Source organism: Comamonas sp. MYb396, assembly GCF_037479555.1.
GTDB lineage: Bacteria > Pseudomonadota > Gammaproteobacteria > Burkholderiales > Burkholderiaceae_C > Comamonas.
The window spans coordinates 816,163-836,301 of record NZ_JBBGYU010000001.1; the positions used below are offsets into that span (position 1 = coordinate 816,163).

At 62.5% G+C, this 20,139-nt stretch carries 16 protein-coding genes and 1 other RNA gene; 10 read left to right on the plus strand and 7 right to left on the minus strand.

Features of this window, described 5'->3' with window-relative positions; all coding sequences use genetic code 11:
• The first annotated feature begins 46 nt into the window (after nucleotides 1-46).
• The 4 genes from WH265_RS03780 (at nucleotide 47) to WH265_RS03795 (ending at nucleotide 3,214) form a co-directional block, all read left to right on the plus strand.
• Nucleotides 47-538 carry a hypothetical protein gene (locus tag WH265_RS03780; RefSeq protein WP_339557373.1) on the plus strand — a complete coding sequence of 164 codons (492 nt, stop codon included), beginning with the start codon at nucleotides 47-49 and terminating at the stop codon, nucleotides 536-538.
• 283 nt (nucleotides 539-821) lie between these two features.
• Complete coding sequence (locus WH265_RS03785; protein ID WP_021027349.1) at nucleotides 822-1,400, plus strand: IPTL-CTERM sorting domain-containing protein; 579 nt, start codon at nucleotides 822-824, stop codon at nucleotides 1,398-1,400.
• Between the two features lie 164 nt (nucleotides 1,401-1,564).
• Entirely contained in the window at nucleotides 1,565-2,425 is an 861-nt protein-coding gene (locus tag WH265_RS03790; RefSeq protein WP_339519224.1) for a hypothetical protein, read from the plus strand.
• Between the two features lie 180 nt (nucleotides 2,426-2,605).
• On the plus strand, nucleotides 2,606-3,214 hold the full coding sequence (locus WH265_RS03795) for a hypothetical protein (RefSeq protein ID WP_339536853.1): 609 nt from the start codon (nucleotides 2,606-2,608) through the stop codon (nucleotides 3,212-3,214).
• Nucleotides 3,215-3,253: 39 nt separating this feature from the next.
• Here WH265_RS03795 and WH265_RS03800 read toward each other — a convergent pair whose 3' ends face one another.
• Genes WH265_RS03800 through WH265_RS03810 form a run of 3 tightly spaced genes read right to left on the minus strand, consistent with a single transcriptional unit; the run spans nucleotide 3,254 to nucleotide 7,844 of the window.
• Complete coding sequence (locus tag WH265_RS03800) at nucleotides 3,254-4,354, minus strand: siderophore-interacting protein (RefSeq protein WP_339557374.1); 1,101 nt, start codon at nucleotides 4,352-4,354, stop codon at nucleotides 3,254-3,256.
• On the minus strand, nucleotides 4,351-5,604 hold the full coding sequence (locus WH265_RS03805) for an MFS transporter (RefSeq protein ID WP_339557375.1): 1,254 nt from the start codon (nucleotides 5,602-5,604) through the stop codon (nucleotides 4,351-4,353). The genes WH265_RS03800 and WH265_RS03805 overlap by 4 nt, the downstream gene beginning before the upstream one ends.
• A gap of 32 nt (nucleotides 5,605-5,636) precedes the next feature.
• On the minus strand, nucleotides 5,637-7,844 hold the full coding sequence (locus WH265_RS03810; RefSeq protein ID WP_339557376.1) for a TonB-dependent receptor: 2,208 nt from the start codon (nucleotides 7,842-7,844) through the stop codon (nucleotides 5,637-5,639).
• 152 nt (nucleotides 7,845-7,996) lie between these two features.
• Between WH265_RS03810 and WH265_RS03815 the strand changes: the two genes are divergently transcribed.
• On the plus strand, nucleotides 7,997-8,704 hold the full coding sequence (locus WH265_RS03815) for a Crp/Fnr family transcriptional regulator (protein ID WP_312986690.1): 708 nt from the start codon (nucleotides 7,997-7,999) through the stop codon (nucleotides 8,702-8,704).
• A 212-nt stretch (nucleotides 8,705-8,916) separates the two neighbouring features.
• Here WH265_RS03815 and ssrA read toward each other — a convergent pair.
• The 4 genes from ssrA to ompA form a co-directional block, all read right to left on the minus strand.
• Nucleotides 8,917-9,294, minus strand: a transfer-messenger RNA (tmRNA) gene (gene ssrA, locus WH265_RS03820).
• 12 nt (nucleotides 9,295-9,306) lie between these two features.
• On the minus strand, nucleotides 9,307-9,972 hold the full coding sequence (locus WH265_RS03825; protein ID WP_339557377.1) for an HAD-IA family hydrolase: 666 nt from the start codon (nucleotides 9,970-9,972) through the stop codon (nucleotides 9,307-9,309).
• On the minus strand, nucleotides 9,972-10,682 hold the full coding sequence (gene ubiG / locus WH265_RS03830) for a bifunctional 2-polyprenyl-6-hydroxyphenol methylase/3-demethylubiquinol 3-O-methyltransferase UbiG (protein WP_339557378.1): 711 nt from the start codon (nucleotides 10,680-10,682) through the stop codon (nucleotides 9,972-9,974). Before ubiG ends, WH265_RS03825 begins: the two co-directional genes overlap by 1 nt.
• A gap of 84 nt (nucleotides 10,683-10,766) precedes the next feature.
• Entirely contained in the window at nucleotides 10,767-11,423 is a 657-nt protein-coding gene (ompA, locus tag WH265_RS03835; RefSeq protein WP_021027340.1) for an outer membrane protein OmpA, read from the minus strand.
• A gap of 227 nt (nucleotides 11,424-11,650) precedes the next feature.
• Between ompA and gyrA the strand changes: the two genes are divergently transcribed.
• The 5 genes from gyrA (at nucleotide 11,651) to WH265_RS03860 (ending at nucleotide 20,083) form a co-directional block, all read left to right on the plus strand.
• Nucleotides 11,651-14,527: a DNA gyrase subunit A gene (gyrA, locus tag WH265_RS03840; RefSeq protein WP_339557379.1), complete on the plus strand. Its 2,877-nt coding sequence runs from the start codon at nucleotides 11,651-11,653 to the stop codon at nucleotides 14,525-14,527.
• A 103-nt stretch (nucleotides 14,528-14,630) separates the two neighbouring features.
• Nucleotides 14,631-15,734 (plus strand): 3-phosphoserine/phosphohydroxythreonine transaminase, encoded by a 1,104-nt coding sequence (serC, locus tag WH265_RS03845; protein ID WP_339557380.1) that lies wholly within the window; start codon nucleotides 14,631-14,633, stop codon nucleotides 15,732-15,734.
• 98 nt (nucleotides 15,735-15,832) lie between these two features.
• Nucleotides 15,833-16,933 carry a prephenate dehydratase gene (gene pheA, locus WH265_RS03850; protein WP_021027337.1) on the plus strand — a complete coding sequence of 367 codons (1,101 nt, stop codon included), beginning with the start codon at nucleotides 15,833-15,835 and terminating at the stop codon, nucleotides 16,931-16,933.
• A gap of 22 nt (nucleotides 16,934-16,955) precedes the next feature.
• Nucleotides 16,956-17,849, plus strand: a complete 894-nt coding sequence (locus WH265_RS03855; protein WP_043340473.1) for a prephenate dehydrogenase — start codon at nucleotides 16,956-16,958, stop codon at nucleotides 17,847-17,849.
• Between the two features lie 146 nt (nucleotides 17,850-17,995).
• On the plus strand, nucleotides 17,996-20,083 hold the full coding sequence (locus tag WH265_RS03860) for a bifunctional 3-phosphoshikimate 1-carboxyvinyltransferase/cytidylate kinase (RefSeq protein ID WP_339557381.1): 2,088 nt from the start codon (nucleotides 17,996-17,998) through the stop codon (nucleotides 20,081-20,083).
• Nucleotides 20,084-20,139: the final 56 nt, after the last annotated feature.

The following is a 20,139-nucleotide window of genomic DNA, read 5'->3' on the forward strand; positions in this document are numbered from 1 at the left end:
GGGCGATTTACAGGGAGCCCCTGGCTGAGGAGATCCAATACAGGTCGTGGGCAGTGCCACCGCGTCTGCCTACATTCCGCAAACCCTTGCCGTGACGCTGGCCGTGCAGGCGCCGCTCATCACCACCGCGCAGACGCAGGAGCTGAGTGGCATCGCAACGTCGGCGGCACCGGGCGGCGGCGCATCCACGCCCTTGCCCCCGGGCACCACCATCACCTTGCAACTCTCCGGCCCCGATGGATTTAGCGCCAGCCAGACCACCACCGTCATCGGCAGTGGTGGCGCGTATTCACTGACCTGGCCGGCTGGCCTGGCGCCCGGCAACTACGAGGTCATTGCCCTCCTCAGCGACCAGCCAGGCGTGCAATCGAGCGTGGGCAGCTTTACCGTGCAAGCGGTGGTCGTGCCGCCCCCTCCGCCACCGCCGCCGCCCACCACGCCGCAGGCTGTGCCAGCGCTGGCGCCCTGGACCACCATCGGCTTGGGAGCGTTGCTTGCCCTGCTGGGCAGGCAGCGCCTGCGCCGCCGTACAGGCTGATCCGATCCAAGGCCGCCTTCGGGCGGCTTTATTTATCTATCTGATGGATCATGACAACAATTAGCCGCATATCCATTTATTTTCAGAGAGAGTGCCTACCACGTCACAAGGACGAGCGCGGAGGTGCTTGGGGGGAGATGACAGCTAGGAAATGGCCTTTTTCTCAATAAACTGAGATTTAGACAACGAAACACATATTTTTCTTGAAAACCAGCAAATATAAGGATTGCTATTTAAGTTACATTTTGTTAACTTCGTCTCCTTTTACACCGAGGGAGACACCATGAACAAACTTTTGGCATCCGCCGCGCTGGCGCTCAGTGGTCTGGCGTTCACTGCCGCCGCCCAAGCCGCGCCGCTGCAGTGGACCTTGAAGGACGTGACCTTTGACGATGGCGGCACGGCCACCGGCTCTTTTGTGTATGACGCCGACAGCGACACCTACAGCAATGTGCAGCTGAGCACCACGGCAGGCAGTGTCGGAGGAGCTTCGGAATTTCGCAGCAAATGTGTCACGCCCCACTGCATCAACGCCTTGCCGGAGCTCATCTTTGTCGCCTCCAGCAACCAGAGCGACCTGACCAATGTGCCCTACCTCGATATTGAACCGTCGGCACCGCTCACCAATACGCCGGGTACGGTCGAGCTGGTGTTTGGCATGTCCACCACCTGCGGCAATGCAGCCTGCTCCACCAATGGCCCCGGATTGCGCGCGTTCTTCAGTGGCCAGCTCGTTGGGATACCCTATATCGCTCCACCTGCTGCACCCACCAGCGTTCCGACGCTGAACCCATGGGGCCTGGCCGGACTCAGCATGCTATTGGCCGCATGGGCCTTGCTGTATCGCCGCCGCGCATCCTGATATAGGGCGGTTCCTTTTCCCCGGATATCCAGCCATCTGCACTGGTCCTTTACCCAGCCCTGCCTGCGAGTAAACCTCCAAGGGTGCCTCAAGACACTCCCTGACATTCAGGCAAGCAATATGTAAGGATAAGTTGATAGAATGTAAAGATTAACAACGGGGATATGATGATTTTCAAGAAGATTGCATTGGTTGGCGCCTTGCTCGGCACTGGTTTGGCACAGGCCTTTGCGCCGCAAACAGGCACCTGGATTGTGACCAGCGAAGTCAATGGCAAGCCAGGCCGTGGCTTGGCGATTGATGTGCAGGACAATACCTTGGTCATGCAAATGTACGCGTATGATGCAAGTGGTAACGCTACGTTCTACATGACCAGCGGCACCTTGGCGAATGACCGCTATTCTGCGCCCCTGAACAAATACCGTGGCGGCCGTTATCTGGGCAGCGGAGACCTGTCGGGCAAAGAAGACGGCAGTGCTGGCAACGTCTCGATCCGCTTTGAGTCGGGCACCAAGGGGTACATCACCCTGCCTGGCGAGACCGAGAAAGAGATCTCCCGCTTCAATTTCGCCTATGGCAATAATCCAGAAGGCCTCAAAGGAATCTGGATTTTCAGCCCACTCAATTCGCTGACGCCCACCTCGGACTTTTTCAGACTTGAAAAAGTGCAGGCCCCAACGGCCGATGGCAATGGCGTGATCACTACCGCTGCAGGCACTTTTGGCTGCGAATACCAAGTATCTGGAAGCGCTGCCGGAACGGTGATTTGTGCAAAGGTGAGTTCGGCTGGCAGGTTGCTCGGTGGCTACCAGTTCACCTACAGCGTGAACGAGGGTGAAGGCTATTACCTCAATAGCGCTGGCGTGCGCGCTTCCATCGCGACCATGCACCGCTTGGCCAATCGCGCAGATACGGGAACGGGTATTGTCCTCAAAACGGAAGCGAATGACGACAGCGCGGCCCCGGAGGTGAGCCCAGAGCAACTGCGCCAGGCAATCGAAAGCGTGGCAGCGCAAGTGGAATAAGCGGCAGTACGCTGCGAGCAAACACCACCAAACCGCCCTTAGGCGGTTTTTTTATGGGCGATTTCGCCGCTGCAGACGTCTGCAGCTTTGGCCCCCCAAACGGCGCAGCCCATTTTTCACATCGCCAGGCTTGGCGAGCCACTAAACTGGCCCACTACCGATAAATCAGGACATGCTTTGATGCGGACACCTTATCTATTTGCCTGCCTGCCCTTAGCCTTGGCACTCATTGCCTGCCAGCAAGAGAAGCCCAAAGCCACAACGCAGGCAGCCACCAAACCCACATTTACGGCGCCAAGCGTGGATATAGCAACCCCCGACAAGGCGGTGAAAAGCTGGTGGGCCTTGGTGGATGCAAGGGCCAGCTTTAAACACCAAGAGTGCACACAAGCCCCTAATGCCGAGCAAGCAGCGCTGCGGCAAGCCCAGTTGCGCTTGAGCACTGGAGCAGTCAAGAGCTATCTGCAACAAGACCCCAACTGCACGTTGTATACCTACGATCGCAGAATCGATCGCGTAGATATGGAAACGGAATCCAGAGCCTTGGTTGTCGCCACGATCAAGAACATTACCCGCCCTAAAGAAGGACAGTCGATAGCGGGCAATTACGCAGAAGGTGGAACCGTCGGTGCCGAATACCGCTATGTGCTATCCCGCGAGGATGACGGCTGGCGTGTGGACGACATTTTCCAGTACGACGAGGTCAACAAGCTCATGGGACGTGACCCCTGGAAACAGGAATACAAGCGCAACTCGTCCGAGCTGTACCTGCTGATATTCAATCAGTAGCCAGCTGGGGAGAGAAGGCGCCCCGTTCTCGCCCGAAGCTTAGCGCCAATAGGTATGCACCAGCGACTTGATCTGCACCAAGGACGGTGGCCGCGCCACACTGCGGCGCACCGCCTGCGTCAACGGCAGGCCGCCTGCAACCCACAGCACCGTATCGTGCTGGTGCCAATCCTGCTGCGCCAGCCATTGCAGCACTTGCGCAATCTCCAGCTGCGACGCACCGGGCACACCGCCACGCAGCCAGGTGACGTCCATGCCGGAAAATGCGGGCGACAAGGCGGCCTGCTCTTGGGCATCCGACACCCACAGCAGCACGGTGGTGGACGGGTACGCTCGCCGCGCCTGTGCAATGCGTGCCGCTGCTGGCAAGGCGCAAGCATCTGCCACCAGCACGCAATGCTGTGCTTGCGGCACCATGCCGCCGGCCGGGCTCAGCACGCCCACCTCGGAGTCCGGCTCGGCGCTGGCAGCCCAGACGGCACCAGGCCCGGCCATGTGCGGATCGGAATGGCCCGTGCCATGGTGGAGCAAGGCATCGACTTCGAGCCAGCCCTCTTCAGGATCCATCGCGCTGATCGTGTAGGTGCGGCGTGCCAATGCCGGTTTGCCGGCAGGCCAATGCAGGCGGTTGCCATCGACCAGGGTCGGCCATGCCGGTGCCTGGCCGGGCTCGGGCAAGAGCATGCGTACATGCAAGCCACCGGGGGCAAAGGCGCTGATATCGCCCGCCGCCAGGCGGATGCGGCGCATGCGCGGCGACAGCGCCTGGTTGCTGAGGACACGCATCATCTGCAGCCTGGAGGTCGCAGGCGGGGCATCGCCTTCCCAGACCAGCTCCCAACTGCCCTCCACCCAGGCCATCTGGTCGGCGAACTCGGCCAAGTGCTCGGCCAAAGACAGCTGCATCAATTCCCCCATGCGCGGCGCCACCGGCTGCAGCAGGCAATCGATGCCGCTGGCGCTGGTTTGCTGCAGCCTGGCCGTGCCCACATCGGCCAAGGCCAGCAACAAGGTGCCCGCTTGGGGCTGGCTCACGTCGATGCCCTCATCGCGCCAATGCTGCAGCAACCAGTCCACAAACGCGCCGGCTTGCGGCAGATGGATATGGGCCTTGCGTGCGAGCGTCTGCGGCACCGTCATATGCGTCTCCCGGTATCGACAACCACTTGCGCATGGCGCCGCAGCAACGCAGCGGTGGCCAGCCAGCAGCCCACCGCAATCGCCGTCGCCATCGCAAACAGGCCAGAGAACTCGAAGTGCTTGGCAATGAAGCCACCCGCCATCGCGCTCAGCATATAGCTCAGCAACTCGGCGCAGACAAAGATCGAAAAATCCGTGCCCGGCTGCTGGCGACTGGACGAGGCCATGAACAGCGCATACAGCGCCACCATTTCCATATAACGATGCACGCTCAAACCCACGGCGAGGACTGCCAACGATGTGGTGCCGCCCAGCCAGTGCAACGAATGCGCCAGGAACAACGCAAAGGCCAGCGCACGCAAGGCACTCAAGCCCAGCAGCACCTGGCTGCGGCTGCGCTGCCGCAACCACTGGGCCGCCAGCCAACTGCCCAGCAAGCCGGCCAGCGCAGCGCCACTGCCGGCAATCACCCCCACTTCGCTCAAGCTCAGGCCGCTGTGCAGCAGGTAGCTGCTTTCCATCGAGCGCAACATGCCTTCACTCAGCCGATAAACGGCGGCCAGGCCCAGAATTGCCCAGACACCGGGGCGCGCAAAAAATTGGCTGATGCTGGGGCGCACAGGCACTGTGGCAGCGCCGTCTTGCGCATCCTCCGCGGCGGCAGCAGGCATGCCTTCGTCCATCCACGGCAGCGCCAGCAAAGGCAGCAAAGACAGCGCGGCCATCAACAGCATGGTGGCTTGCCAGCCCCATTGATCGACCAGCGCCATCGCCAAGGTGCCGCCCAGCAGCACACCACCGGCCACCGATGCGGCCTGGATCGCATTGCCCCGGCCCAGCTCATCGCTGCGCAGCTGCTGCGTGGCATAGCCGTCGGTGGCGATATCCTGCGTGGCGATGCTGAGCGCCAGGCACATGCCGATGCAGACAATCGTGGTGATGGACGCCTGCGGCCCCACCCAGGCCAGTGCGCCAATCGCCAGCACCGATGCCAGCTGGGTGCAGACAACCCAGCCCCGCCGGTGGCCCCAGCGCAGTGGGCGCAAGCGGTCCACCCAGGGCGCCCACAAAAACTTCAGCACCAGCGGCAGCATCAGGATGGACAGCATGCCCACCTGCTGCAAAGGCATGCCGGCAGCGCGCAGTGCGGCGGGCACCGTCATGATCATCAGATACGACGGCACGCCCTGCGCAATATAGAGCGCCACCAGCACCGCCCAAAACTGCCAGGGGCGCTGCGCCGCGTTCAAGCTTGCGCCCTGGGTTTGCACACCTGCCGCCATCAGTATTCAACGCTGTAGTTCAGCGAGAAGGTGCGCCCGCGGCCATAGAACGCAAAGGTTTGCGGTGACACCACACCCACGCCGTACAAGGCCATCGCGCGCTGCGACCAGGTCGTCAGGTACTGCTTGTCCAGCAGGTTCTGGATACCGACGTTGAGGCGGCCGACCGGCAGCTTGACGCCACCCATCAGGTCCAGCACCGTGAAGCCATCGATCTTGCCCGCGCTGTCATCCTTGAGCCTGAACATGTGGGAGGCCTGCAGGCGCAGTTGCCAGGGGTTCGGGCTCCACTGCACATAGGTCGACAGCTTGGAGGGGCTCGCCGTCATGATGGACTGCTTGGCCCAGCTGCCGTTTTGCCGCGTCTCCGAGCGGATCCACAGTGCATTGCCACCCAGCGCCCAGTTCTTGGCAACGGCAACGTCCAGGCTGCCTTCCCAGCCGTAGTTGCGCCGCTTTTCATCGAGCACATTGATGGTCACATTGTTGTTGGCGTTGTTGAGCTGCAAGGTCTGGTCAGACCAGGCATAGAACAGCGCGGACTGCAGCTTGACGGCACCGCCGGCCTGCTTGAAACCCCACTCCACCTGCCTCGTCTTGATGCCTTGCAGCGGAGAGCTTTTCGGATCAATGCCGCTGACCAGTTGCCAATGCGTGCCATTGGCCTGGTAGTTGCCCTGGCCATAGTACTTGCCGGGGTCCGGCAACTCAAAGCCTTCGGCGTAGTTGAGCCAGGTGCTGCGCGCAGCATCGATCTGGTAGCGCGCCCCCAGGTTGAACAGGCTCACGTTGTAGCTGTTCTTGCCGCCAGGGATCGCATCGGCTGAGGTGCCACGGCCCAGCAGCATGTAGAGCTGCTGGGTGTAGCCCACAAAATCGTCCACCTGCAAGTCGGTGCTTTGGTAGCGCAGGCCGCCGTTCAAAGTCCACTGCGGGTTCAGCTTCCACTCAGCCTGGGCAAAGGCCGCAGCGGTATTGACGCGGTAGCCCGGGTAGCGGCCGGTGCTGCCGATTTGCCGGTTGACCATGCCGCCGCTGGCCAGCGCCTGCGCGGTATCGAACACGGTGGCACTGCCATCAAAGCTCTCGCGGTCCCAATCCAGGCCATAGCGCACACTCAGGTCGCCCCAGGACTTGGCCAGCGCAGCCTTCAGGCCCCAGGTGTCGGTGTTTTGGTGGGAGGCGGTCACAACGGAGCTGGGGAAAGGCGCAAAGTCCAGCTTCTCTTGCCGCCAAAACGCCTGCAAATACAGGTCCTGGTCGCCCCAGACCTTGGCGGCATGGTAGTCGGCATTGAACATGGCCCGCTCGGTCTGCGGCATCACATCGCTGACAAAGCCGCTGCGCTGCTCCAAGAGCTCCGGCTTGCCACCCATGATGCCTGCCAGGTTGGGGCCGCCATACAGGTAAGAGGAGCCATCAAAGCGGTTGCGGTAGTACTGCGCGGTCAGGCCCAGGCTTTGCTCGGGGCTGATCTTGATCTGCACATTGCCGTGCACGTCCACACCCTTGGTGTTCTGGGCATCGGTCTGGGCAATATCGGTGCGCACCGGATTGCCCTTGCCGTCATAAAAACTGCCATTGTTTTGCAGCGCAATGCCCAGGCGCGCCTGCACCTGCTCATTGCCGCCGGCAATGGATTGGGCCAGCCGGTACTGGTGGTCGCGCGAGCCCTGCAAGCCGGAAGTGACCCCCACTTCGCTGCCCAGCTGCAGGCCAGCGGCGCTGCCTTTTTTGGTGATGATGTTGACGATGCCGCCGGTGGCACCGCCCCCGTACAAGGCGCTGGCACCCGACAGCACCTCGATGCGGTCGATATTGAACGGGTCAATCGCATCGAGCTGCCGGGCCGTGCCGCGCGAGCTGTTGAGCGACACACCATCGACCATGACCAGCATGGTGCGCCCACGCAGGTTCTGACCAAAATTGCTGCGCGACTGACCGCCCAGGTCAATCCCCGGCACCAGCTGCCCCAGGGCCTCGGCCACACTTTTGCCGGCCGTCACCTGCTGCTGCAGTTGTTCGCTGTCGATGACCTGGGTGGTCTGCGCCAGCTCGCTGCGGATGCTGGGCGCGGCCGATGCCACCACATGCTGCACTGCCAAGTGGGTGTCCGCCTCGGCGCCATCAGGCTCTGCGGCCGCAGCCGCCGTCTGTGCCTGCGCGCTGCTGGCCAATACCCCGATGGCTAGGCTGATGGGCGCCATCGCCCATCCACCACCCCATTTGTTCCGCTGAGCTGCGACCGACCGCCCCTGATTTTGCATAGCTACGCCTTTTGTTCTCTTACAACGACAGCGGAAAAGCTTAATTGGAAGAGAATGGGAAGTCTTTTCTCTTGAGAACAATTCTCATTTAAATGAAACCCAAGGCCGCATTTCTCAGCAAGGACCAGGTGCTCAGCCAGTGGCAGCACTGCATGTGGGCGCATACGGTGAGCGAAACACAGGCGCAGGAACTCGTGCACCCTCAGCTGCAGCTGCGCCATGTGCATGCGGGCCAGTACCTGTGGAAGGCGGGCGACGTCCCCACGGGCTGGACCGGTGTCACGCGCGGCGCAGCCAAAATCTGCGTGCCCACGCCCGATGGCCGCTCCATCACCTTGTGCGGCTACGCCGGCAGCTGGTTTGGCGAAACCTATTTGCTACGCCCGCACATGGCCATGGACTGCGATGCCATGGCCTTGCATGACCTGACCATGCTTACATTGCCTGCCCACGCCTTCCACGCGCTGCGCCAGCAATCTGCCACGTTTAGCCAGTTTTTGCTGGAGCTGATGGCCGAGCGCAGCCACCAATTGATGCGCCTGCTGACCGCCAAGCAATGCCTGAGCGTCACCGGCCGGGTCGCGCAAAGCCTGGGCTCCCTCATCACGCCGCTGAACTTTCCCTTCCCCGATGCCGGCTTGCTCAACATCACCCAAAGCGAGCTGGCTGATTTCTGCCAGGTCTCGCGTGCCCGCTTCAACGAGGCACTGCTGGAGCTGGAAAAGCAAGATCTGCTGGAGGTGGGCTACCGTACGGTGCGGTTGAAAGATATTGAGGGTTTGAGGCGCTACGAGTACTGAGGAGACTTTGGTACTTTTATCATCCGTTGACCAAGGCAGCCCCTGGCGCATTTGTCCGGCAGTCTCGGCTTGGATGACGGCCCAACAGACAGAGAATGGGAACGCGGCCATGGGGCTCAAGCCTCTGCTGCTGCACCGGTGTTCGCAGCAATACCGATGCCCAAAAGAAAAAGCGCCCACTGAAAAACCAGTGAGCGCCTTTTTGGCTTGTATGGTGGAGCTGGCGGGAATTGAACCCGCGTCCGTCAGCCTTCGTCGAGCAGATCTACATGTTTAGTGTTCTGGTTTGAATCTCGCCTGCAAAGCCGCGCAGACACACGCTGCATTGCAAGCCAGTACCCTTAGATCTTGCCATCTACCAAGGTACCCGGTAGACGGCCAGCTGATGTAAATTCCCTTGCAGCCGGGAGGTATTGCTACCCCCTTGCCCAGCCCATCAACATACTGTTGCAAGGCTCACCGGATTTAAGCGGCGAGTGCGAAACGTTCGTCGTTTGCAGTTAGTTTTTTGAACGGAGATTTACGAGCGTCATTCAAGCTCGACATGCACCACACCGATCCCGAACCCACGTCGAAACCAGGACAGCCCCATGGCATCTATTTTAGGCCAGATTCAGACGTTTCAAGAGCTCGTGTGGAGAATTGATGACATCATCGGCCTCCCAGTGCGCGACCGACTGCCTTTCGCCCAGGTAGCCGTACACAGCGGCAACGGTATGCATGCCGGCAGCCTTGCCCGCGATGATGTCGCGCTCGTCGTCGCCCACATAAACGCAGTCCTGCGGATCCACGCCGATGCGGCGTGCTGCTTCAAAGAGCGGCTCGGGATGGGGCTTGGAATGCGGTGTGGTGTCGCCACTCACGACAGCACCGGCGCTGGCAAACAAGGCCATCTGGCGCGACAGCGGCTCGGTAAAGCGCTTGGACTTGTTGGTCACCACGCCCCAGTGCAACTGGCGCGCCACAATGCTGGCCAGCATGTCGGAAACGCCATCGAACACGGTGGTGTCTTGCGTCATGCGGCGTTCGTAGTTCTGGAAGAACTCCTCGCGCATCGTGGGAAACTCGGCATCCTCGGGCTGCATGCCAAAGGCCACGCGCAGCATACCGCGCGCGCCCGATCCGGCAAACGGCCGGTAGTCGGCCATCGGCAAGGATGGCATACCCCTTGCCACCCGCATCTGGTCTGCAGCGGCACCCAGATCCGGGGCGCTGTCAATCAGGGTTCCGTCCAGGTCGAACAGAATGGCGCGTATCGATCTTTGCATCAGCCGGGTTTTCGGGTTGCGATCATGTAGTTGACGCTGGTGTCTTCATTGAGCCAGTAGCGCTGCGTCAAGGGATTGAACTGCAGGCCCTTGCTGTGCGCATGCACCAGGCCGGCGCTGCGGCAGTAGTGGGCCAGCTCCGAGGGGCGGATGAACTTGGCAAACTCATGCGTGCCCTTGGGCAGCATCTGCAAGATGTATTCCGCACCTACAATCGCCAGCGCAAAGGCCTTGGCATTGCGGTTGATGGTCGAGAAAAACACCCAGCCGCCGGGCTTGACCAGGTCATGGCAGGCCTGGACCACCGATGCGGGGTCGGGCACGTGCTCGAGCATCTCCATGCAGGTGACGGTATCAAAGCTCTCGGGCTGCAGCTGTGCCAGCGTCTCGACGGCGATTTCTTGGTAGGTGATACTGGGGGTTTGCGCCTCCAGCGCATGGAGCTGGGCCACGCGCAGCGCCTTGGTGGCCAGGTCGATGCCGGTCACGGTGGCGCCCTTGCGCGCCATCGAGTCGCTCAAAATGCCGCCGCCGCAGCCCACATCCAGCACCTTCTGGCCATTCAAGGGACTGAAGGTATTGATCCACTCCAATCGCAGTGGATTGATCTGGTGCAAGGGTTTGAAGTCACTGTCCGGATCCCACCAGTGCATGGCGAGCTCGGAAAACTTGGCCAATTCGGCCGGATCGGCATTCACAGTCTGGTTCATGGCCTGATTGTCCACCATCTGCAGGCGCATTCAGGCATAAAAAAAGCCCCACGAATGGGGCTTTTTTGCGCAGGGGCAGAAGAATTACTTCTGGGTGCCCACCACTTCGATTTCCACGCGACGGTTCTTGGCGCGGCCAGCTGCAGTCTTGTTGTCTGCCACTGGTTGCTTTTCGCCCTTGCCTTCGGTGTACACGCGGCTCTTGTCGATGCCCTTGGACACCAGGTAAGCCTTCACAGCTTCAGCGCGACGCACGGACAGCTTTTGGTTGTAAGCATCGGAGCCGATGGAGTCGGTGTGACCCACAGCGATGATCACTTCCAGGTTGATGTTCTTCACCTTGGAAGCCACATCGTCCAGCTTAGCCTTGCCTTCTGGCTTCAGCACCGACTTGTCGAAGTCGAAGAATGCGTCAGCAGCGTAGGTGACCTTTTGGGTCTGGGCAACTGGAGGAGCCACTGGAGCTGGTGCAGGAGCAGCTGGGGTAGCAGCAGGTGCTGGTGCGGGTGCTTCAGCAGCCTTCACCAGGGCACCGTCGCAGCCTTCAGCAGCGGTAGCAGGGGTCCAGTTAGCATCGCGCCAGCACAGTTCGTTGGTACCGTTCTTCCAGACCAACTCACCGCTGCCGTTTTGCCAGTTGTCAACTACTTTGCCGCCATCAGCAGCCTTAATTTGTGCTCCAGCGGCGGTTGCAAGCGCTGCAGAGGCAAACAACATCGCCACTTTGTTCAGTTTCTTCATGGTTCTCCTCTTGGGGAAAAAGCCGCAGCCGCGCTGCGAATCAAGACGTCGTCAGTGACCATCACCAAAAACGTTCTTACTTATTGTGCCATAGGCGTACCGGATCGCCATAGTTATCTGTAGCGCCAACGGTAAGACAAAAGCGCATTGGGCCTAGAATGTTGCCCACATGCAACATCAGCTTGCGCCTAAAATGCCTCTTGTACTTCGCCACCTATGCACGCACTATGACCCAGTTTGCTAAAGAAACATTGCCGATCAGCCTGGAAGAGGAAATGCGCCGCAGCTACCTCGATTACGCGATGAGCGTGATCGTTGGCCGCGCTCTCCCAGATGCCCGTGACGGCATGAAACCGGTGCACCGCCGGGTTCTGTATGCGATGCATGAGCTGAACAACGATTGGAACCGCCCTTATAAGAAGAGCGCGCGTATTGTGGGTGACGTGATTGGTAAGTACCACCCGCACGGTGACAGCGCCGTCTACGACACCATCGTGCGCATGGCCCAGGATTTTTCACTGCGCCATATGCTGGTCGATGGCCAGGGTAACTTCGGCTCGGTGGACGGCGACAGTGCTGCGGCCATGCGGTATACCGAAATCCGCCTGTCCAAGATCGCCCATGAAATGCTGGCCGATATCGACAAGGAAACCGTGGACTTCGGCCCCAACTATGACGGCTCCGAAAGCGAGCCGCTGGTGCTGCCCGCGCGCGTCCCCAATCTGCTGATCAATGGATCGGCCGGTATTGCGGTGGGTATGGCCACCAATATTCCTCCGCACAACTTGAATGAAGTGGTGGATGCCTGCCTGCACCTGCTGCACCACCCCGACGCCTCGGTCGATGACCTGATGGAGATCGTGCCCGCGCCCGACTTCCCCACCGCCGGCATCATCTACGGCATCAATGGCGTCAAGGAAGGCTACCGCACCGGCCGTGGCAAGATCGTGATGCGCGCCAAGGTGCACTTTGAAGATATCGACAAGGGCCAGCGCCAGTCGATCATCGTCGACGAGCTGCCCTACCAGGTCAACAAGAAGACCTTGCAGGAGCGCATGGCCGAGCTGGTGCACGAGAAGAAGATCGAAGGCATCAGCCACATCCAGGACGAGTCGGACAAGTCCGGCATGCGCCTGGTGATCGAGCTCAAGCGCGGCGAAGTGCCCGAGGTGGTGCTCAACAACCTGTACAAGCAGACCCAGCTGCAGGACACCTTTGGCATGAACATGGTGGCGCTGGTCAACGGCCAGCCCAAGCTGTGCAACCTGAAGGACCTGATCAAGGTCTTCCTGGAGCACCGCCGTGAAGTGGTGACGCGCCGCACCGTGTATGAGCTGCGCAAGGCACGCGATCGCGGCCATGTGCTCGAAGGTCTGGCCGTGGCGCTGGCCAATATCGATGACTTCATCGCCATCATCCGCAATGCGCCCACACCCCCGGTGGCCAAGGCCGAGCTGATGACCAAGAGCTGGGACAGCAAGCTGGTGCGCGAGATGCTCACCCGCACGCGTACCGATGGGGGCGTCATCAATGCCGACGACTACCGCCCCGAAGGCCTGGAAGTGGAATTCGGCATGCAGCAGGACGGCCTCTACCGCCTGTCCGAGACGCAGGCGCAGGAAATCCTGCAGATGCGTCTGCAGCGCCTGACCGGTCTGGAGCAGGACAAGATCGTTGCCGAGTACAAGGACATCATGGCGGTCATCGAAGACCTGCTGGACATCCTGGCCAAGCCCGAGCGTGTCTCGACCATCATCGGCGAAGAGCTGGTGGCCCTCAAGACCGAGTTCGGCCAGACCAAGCTGGGCGCACGCCGCAGCCTGGTCGAGTACAGCGCGCAAGACCTGTCCACCGAAGACCTGATCACCCCGACCGACATGGTGGTGACCCTGTCGCACACCGGCTATATCAAGAGCCAGCCGCTGAGCGAGTACCGCTCGCAAAAGCGCGGCGGGCGCGGCAAGCAGGCGACAGCTACCAAGGAAGACGACTGGATCGACCAGCTCTTTATCGCCAACACGCACGACTACTTGCTGTGCTTCTCCAACCGGGGCCGCCTGTACTGGCTCAAGGTCTGGGAAGTGCCTGCCGGCTCGCGCGGCTCGCGTGGCCGCCCCATCGTCAACATGTTCCCGCTGCAGGACGACGAGAAGATCAACGTGGTATTGCCGCTGACCGGTGAATACCGCAGCTTCCCGGCCGACCACTATGTGTTCATGGCCACCCGCATGGGCACCGTCAAGAAGACCTCGCTGGACGAGTTCAGCAACCCGCGCAAGGCCGGCATCATCGCCGTGGGCCTGGACGATGGCGACGTGCTGATTGGCGCGGCGCTGACCGAAGGCCGCCACGATGTGATGCTGTTCAGCGATGGCGGCAAGGCCGTGCGCTTTGATGAAAACGATGTGCGCCCCATGGGCCGCAATGCGCGCGGCGTGCGCGGCATGAACATCGACGACAGCCAGAACCTGATCGCGATGCTGGTGGCCGAGCAGCACCCGTCCGAAGTCGAAGCGCGCAAGGCCAAGGACGCGCTGGACAACCTGCAGATCCGCGACAAGGAATTGCAGGACGCCCAGGCACCAGCGGCTGACATTGACGCGGTGCGCAAGCAGATCGACGAGGCCCGCGCTGCGCTGGAAGCGGCCGACCTGGCCGCCATTGCGGCGCTGGGCGAGCTGCCGCGCGAGACCTTGCACAGCGTGCTGACCGCCACCGAAAACGGCTACGGCAAGCGCACCTCGATCGTCGAGTACACCCGCCACGGCCGTGGCACCAAGGGCATGATCGCGATCCAGCAGTCGGAACGCAACGGCAAGGTCGTGGCCGCCACCCTGGTGAGCCCGGATGACCAGATCATGCTGATCACCGACACCGGCGTGCTGGTGCGCACCCGGGTGGCCGAGATCCGCGAGATGGGCCGCGCCACACAGGGCGTGACCCTGATCAGCCTCGATGCAGGCGCCAAGCTGAGCGGGCTGCAGCGCATTGTCGAGAACGATGCGCAGGCGGACGAGAACGCCGAGGCTGACGGTGCCGATGGCGCCGATAACGCCCAGGGGGCGGACGGCAACGACGCCGCAAGCCCGGCAGACGGCTCCTAAGCCCGCACAGAAAAAGCCATGTTGCGACATGGCTTTTTCCTGCCCTTTATGCTCCTTTTTCCATAGCTATCACCGCTCGCTGTGCGAGCCAACAAGGCCTTCCATGCAACGCCCCTATAACTTCTCGGCCGGTCCGGCCGCCATCCCTGAAGACGTGCTGCAGCAAGCAGCCAGCGAGATGCTGGACTGGCGCGGCAGCGGCATGAGCGTGATGGAGATGAGCCACCGCGGCAAGGAGTTCATCTCGATCTGCGAGAAGGCCGAAGCCGACTTCCGCCAACTGCTGGCCGTACCCGCCAACTTCCACATCCTGTTCATGCAAGGCGGCGGCCTGGCGGAGAACGCCATCGTGCCGCTGAACCTGTCGCAAGGCGGCGCGGTCGATTTCGTCGTGACCGGCAGCTGGAGCCAGAAGTCCACCAAGGAAGCGGCCAAGTTCTGCAACGCCGCAGTTGCCGCCACCGACGAAGCCCAGGGCTTTACCCATATCCCCGATCCTGCCAGTTGGAAGCTGCGTGCCGATGCGCGCTATGTGCACATCTGCAGCAACGAGACCATCAATGGCGTGGAGTTCCAGCAGCTGCCCGACCTGGCCAGCCTGGGCTGCCAGGCGCCGCTGGTGATCGATTTCTCGTCGCATGTGGCATCGCGCAAGGTGGACTGGAGCCGCGTGGGCCTGGCCTTTGGCGGCGCGCAGAAGAACCTGGGCCCCGCCGGCCTGACCCTGGTCGTCGTGCGCGACGACCTGCTCGGCCACGCAATGGCCATGTGCCCCAGCGCCTTCAACTACCGCCTGGTGGCCGACAACCAGTCGATGTACAACACGCCTCCCACCTGGGGCATCTACATTGCCGGCCTGACCTTTGAATGGATCTTGCGCCAGCAAGAAGGTGCGGCAAGCGGCGTTGCCGCGCTGGAAGCGCGCAACAGCGCCAAGGCCGAGCTGCTCTACCAGGCCATCGATGGCTCGCAGCTCTACGAGAACCGCGTGGCGCGCGACTGCCGCTCGCGCATGAATGTGCCCTTCTTCCTCAAGGATGAGTCACGCAACCAGGCATTTCTGGATGGCGCCAAGGCGCGTGGTCTGCTGCAGCTCAAGGGCCACAAGTCGGTCGGCGGCATGCGCGCCAGCATCTACAACGCCATGCCGCTGGCAGGCGTGCAGGCGCTGGTGGACTATATGCAAAGTTTTGAAAAACAGGGCTGATCAGCAACGCCCCGGTTTTGCCCGGGAAACACTCTTACGTTATTCTTACTGGCTGGCAGTCTCCCCGGGAGCTGCCCGCATCGCACACCCAGGCCACCATGAGCACTTCACCCCAAGCGTCCCCCGAACTCGCCGCACTGCGTGTCCAGATTGACAATCTCGACACGCAGCTGCTGACCTTGCTGAACCAGCGCGCCCTGGTTGCCGAACGGGTGGGCGAGCTGAAAAAGCGCGAAGGCACGCCCTTCTTCCGCCCAGACCGGGTCGCCCAGGTCATCCAGAAGATTGAAAACGCCAACCCTGGCCCCTTGAAGGCCGCCCATGTCTCGGCCATCTGGCGCGAGATCATGTCCGCCTGCCTGGCGCTGGAATCGCCCCAGCGCGTAGCCATCCTGGGCCCGGCCGGCACCTTCTGCGAAGAAGCGGCCATCCAGTACTTTGGCGGCGCTGCCGACATCAAGTACTGCAACAGTTTTGAAGAGGTCTTCCATTCCACCGCTGCGGGCAGCGCCCAGTTTGGCGTCGTCGGCGTGGAGAACTCGAACGAAGGCGTGGTCACGCGCTCGCTGGACATGTTCCTGCACACGCCCTGCCATGTGGTGGGCGAGGTGAGCCTGCTGATCCGCCACAACCTGATGCGCACGACCAACTCGCTCGAAGGCATCGAGGTCGTGGCCGCGCATCCCCAGGCGCTGGCGCAGTGCCAGGGCTGGCTGTCCAAGCACCTGCCCCATGCCGAGCGCCGCCCGGTCGAGAGCAATGCCGAAGGCGCGCGCCTGGCGGCCCTGCACCCGAACATGGCCGGCATCGCCGGCGAGCGTGCGGCCCAGCAGTACGGCCTGCACATCATCAGCCATGCCATCCAGGATGACGCCTACAACCGCACGCGCTTTGCGATCATCTGCCTGCCCCACACGCTGGCCACGCCCGAGCCCAGTGGCAAGGACTGCACCAGCCTGGTCGTCTCGGTGCCCAACCGGCCCGGTGCCGTGCATGAGCTGCTGATGCCGCTGAGCAAGCATGGCGTGTCGATGACGCGCTTCGAATCCCGCCCGGCCCGCACCGGCCAGTGGGAATACTATTTCTATATTGACCTGGACGGCCACCCGTCGCAGCCCCATGTGGCCAAGGCCCTGGATGAGCTGCGTGCGCTGTGTGCGTTCTACAAGGTGCTCGGCGCCTACCCTGTCGGGAGTTGAATCGGTGAAAAAGTTTGAACATATGGCGCTGATCGGCTGCGGGCTGATGGGCGGCTCATTTGCCCTTGCAGCCAAACGGGCGGGGCTGGTCAAACGCATTGTCGGCTACAGCAAGTCGCCATCCACCACCAGCCGCGCGCGCCAGATGGGCGTCATCGACGAAGAAGCCAGCTCGGCCCTGCAGGCCGTCTCGGGCGCCGATCTGGTGCTGCTGGCTATCCCCGTCGCCTCGACCGAGTCGACCCTGGCCAACATCAAGCACCTGATCAACCCCGACACCCTGGTGATGGATGTGGGCTCGACCAAGATGGATGTGGTGGCTGCCGCGCGCCGCGCGCTGCGCGACCGCTTTGGCTGCTTTGTGCCGGCCCACCCGATCACCGGCAAGGAAGTCTTTGGTGTGGACCACGCCGACGTCAACCTCTACCGCGATGCCCAGGTGGTGCTCACCCCGACTGAGCTGACCAAGGTCGCCCAGCTGCGCCAGGCCGAGGCCATCTGGAAGGCCATTGGCACCCATGTGACCAGCATGGCGCCCGAGCAGCACGATGCCGCATTGGCCGCCAGCAGCCACGCGCCGCACCTGGTGGCCATGGCCTATATGAACTCGCTGCTGTCGCAAGACGGCGCACACCGCATGCTGTCGCTCGCCGGCCCCGGCTTTCGCGATTTCACCCGCATTGCCGCGGCCGAGCCGCAGATGTGGCGCGATATCTTCCTGGCCAACCGCAGCGAGATCCTCAAGCAGATCCAGTCGCTGCAGCACATGCTGGGCAGCTACGAGGCCGCGTTGCTGAGCGACGACCAGCCCGCGCTCGAGCAGCTGCTGCGCGAGGCCAGCGGCACCCGCGCGCAGTGGAAGCAGGGCAAGCTCTACACGCCAGAGTCGCTGTCCAAGCACAAAACCACCGCTTGATCGGCGCAGTGCCAGCACTGGCCCAGCCGGTGGACCGATAATAGCCAGTGGCGCTACCTGATAACGGGCAGCGCCACCTTCGTTTGCGACCACCGCGCCGCCTGCGCAGCAGGCCTGGCGCAACCACCCCACAGCAGAGCCCCGCCATGTTCTCCACTGCATTTCTCGATATCCCCGCCTTGCAAAGCGCCCATGGTGAAGTGCAGCTGCCCGGCTCCAAGAGCATCTCCAACCGCGTGCTACTGCTGGCCGCGCTGAGCGCGGGCACCACCACCATCCATGACCTGCTCGACTCCGACGACACCCAGGTGATGCTGCGTGCGCTGGAGCAACTGGGCTGCGCCGTGGTGCGCAGCACCGACCCGGCCCACCTCAACAGCTACCACATCACCGGCATTGCCGGCCAGTTGGCGCCCGCGCTGGCCGCCCGCAGCACCGCGCTGTTCCTGGGCAATGCCGGCACGGCCATGCGGCCGCTGACCGCTGCGCTGGCTTTGCTCGGCGGCCAGTTCGAGATGAGCGGTGTGCCGCGCATGCACGAGCGCCCCATCGGTGACCTGGTCGATGCGCTGCGCCAGCTGGGCTGCCAGATCGACTACCTGGGCAACGAGGGCTTTCCGCCGCTGCGCATCCAGCCCGTGACGGTCGCGCAGCTGCAGCTGAACACGCCCATCACCGTGCGCGGCGATGTCTCCAGCCAGTTCCTGACCGCCCTGCTGATGGCCCTGCCCTTGGTCGCCACGCGCCAGGACATCGTCATCGAAGTGGCGGGCGAGCTGATCTCCAAGCCCTATATCCATATCACGCTGGAGCTGCTCAAGCGCTTTGGCATTGCCATCAAGAACGAGCAGTGGCAACGCTTTACCGTGCTGGCCGGCAGCCGCTACCAGTCGCCGCACGAGATCCATGTCGAGGCCGATGCCTCGTCGGCCAGCTACTTCATCGCGCTGGGCGCCATTGCCGCCAGCAAGGGCAGCCGGCCCAATGCGCAAGGCGGCACCTCCAGCGTGGACCGGGTCGTCAAGGTTGTGGGCGTGGGCGCGCAGTCGATCCAGGGCGATATCCGCTTTGTCGATGCCGCACGCGCGATGGGCGCGGCCATCACCAGCGGCCCCAACTGGCTGGAGATCCGCCGGGGCGCCTGGCCGCTGCAGGCCATCGACATGGACTGCAACCACATCCCCGACGCAGCGATGACCCTGGCCGCGATGGCGCTCTACGCCAATGGCACCACCACCTTGCGCAATATCGCCAGCTGGCGCGTCAAGGAAACCGACCGCCTGACCGCGATGGCCATCGAGCTGCGCAAGCTCGGCGCTGTGGTGGTGGAAGGCGCGGACTACCTGACCATCACCCCGCCCGCGAACCGCGAGGCCTGGAGGCCCGCCAGCATCCACACCTATGACGACCACCGCGTAGCGATGTGCTTCTCGCTGGCCGCCTTCAACCCCGCCGGCCTGCCGGTGCGCATTGAAGACCCCAAGTGCGTGGCCAAGACCTTCCCCGGCTACTTCGAGGCCATGTTCTCGGCCGTGCGCGCCGTGCCCGGCTCGATTCCGGTGATCTGCATTGATGGACCCACCGCCTCGGGCAAGGGCACCGTGGCCTCGGCCGTGGCCGAGCAGTTGGGCTACCACCTGCTCGACTCGGGCGCGCTCTACCGCATCACCGGCCTGGCCGCCACCCGCGCCGGCATCCCGATCGATGCCGAGCATGCCAGCCAGATTGCCGCGCTGATTGCGCAGATGGACATCCAGTTCGGCGCGGACCATGGCGTGCGGCTCGATGGCGAGGACATCAGCCTGGCCATCCGCAGCGAAGAAGCGGGCATGAACGCCTCCCTGGTCTCGGCGCTGCCCGCCGTGCGCCAGGCGCTGGTGCAGGCCCAGCATGATTTTCGCCAGCTGCCCGGCCTGGTCGCTGATGGCCGCGACATGGGCACGGTGATTTTCCCGCTCGCCCCTCTGAAGGTCTATCTGACGGCCAGCGCCGCCAAGCGCGCCGAGCGCCGCCATAAACAGTTGATTGAAAAAGGAATACCGGCTACAATAGCCGACCTTCGTGCTGACCTTGAGGCGCGGGACGCGCGCGACATGAACCGCGCCACCGCCCCCTTGCATGCAGCGCAGGATGCATTCTTGCTGGACAACTCCGAGATGAGCGTGGACAACGCGGTCGCTCAGGTGCTGTCCTGGTGGGAAAAGCGACAGCCGTTTGGCAAAGAACAGGCCTGAGGCGCCCAGCGCGCCCCTTCTCCTGCCTTTGGCGGCGGTGTTACCCGCCCCTGCAA

Coding starts and splice junctions, on each gene's coding strand:
- WH265_RS03810 (WP_339557376.1), bottom strand. CDS start 7,844: ATGGCGCCCATCAGCCTAGCCATCGGGGTATTGGCCAGCAGCGCGCAG.
- serC (WP_339557380.1), top strand. CDS start 14,631: ATGCAACGCCCCTATAACTTCTCGGCCGGTCCGGCCGCCATCCCTGAA.
- ompA (WP_021027340.1), bottom strand. CDS start 11,423: ATGAAGAAACTGAACAAAGTGGCGATGTTGTTTGCCTCTGCAGCGCTT.
- WH265_RS03860 (WP_339557381.1), top strand. CDS start 17,996: ATGTTCTCCACTGCATTTCTCGATATCCCCGCCTTGCAAAGCGCCCAT.
- WH265_RS03790 (WP_339519224.1), top strand. CDS start 1,565: ATGATGATTTTCAAGAAGATTGCATTGGTTGGCGCCTTGCTCGGCACT.
- WH265_RS03795 (WP_339536853.1), top strand. CDS start 2,606: ATGCGGACACCTTATCTATTTGCCTGCCTGCCCTTAGCCTTGGCACTC.
- WH265_RS03815 (WP_312986690.1), top strand. CDS start 7,997: ATGAAACCCAAGGCCGCATTTCTCAGCAAGGACCAGGTGCTCAGCCAG.
- WH265_RS03785 (WP_021027349.1), top strand. CDS start 822: ATGAACAAACTTTTGGCATCCGCCGCGCTGGCGCTCAGTGGTCTGGCG.
- pheA (WP_021027337.1), top strand. CDS start 15,833: ATGAGCACTTCACCCCAAGCGTCCCCCGAACTCGCCGCACTGCGTGTC.
- ubiG (WP_339557378.1), bottom strand. CDS start 10,682: ATGAACCAGACTGTGAATGCCGATCCGGCCGAATTGGCCAAGTTTTCC.
- WH265_RS03800 (WP_339557374.1), bottom strand. CDS start 4,354: ATGACGGTGCCGCAGACGCTCGCACGCAAGGCCCATATCCATCTGCCG.
- WH265_RS03825 (WP_339557377.1), bottom strand. CDS start 9,972: ATGCAAAGATCGATACGCGCCATTCTGTTCGACCTGGACGGAACCCTG.
- gyrA (WP_339557379.1), top strand. CDS start 11,651: ATGACCCAGTTTGCTAAAGAAACATTGCCGATCAGCCTGGAAGAGGAA.
- WH265_RS03855 (WP_043340473.1), top strand. CDS start 16,956: ATGGCGCTGATCGGCTGCGGGCTGATGGGCGGCTCATTTGCCCTTGCA.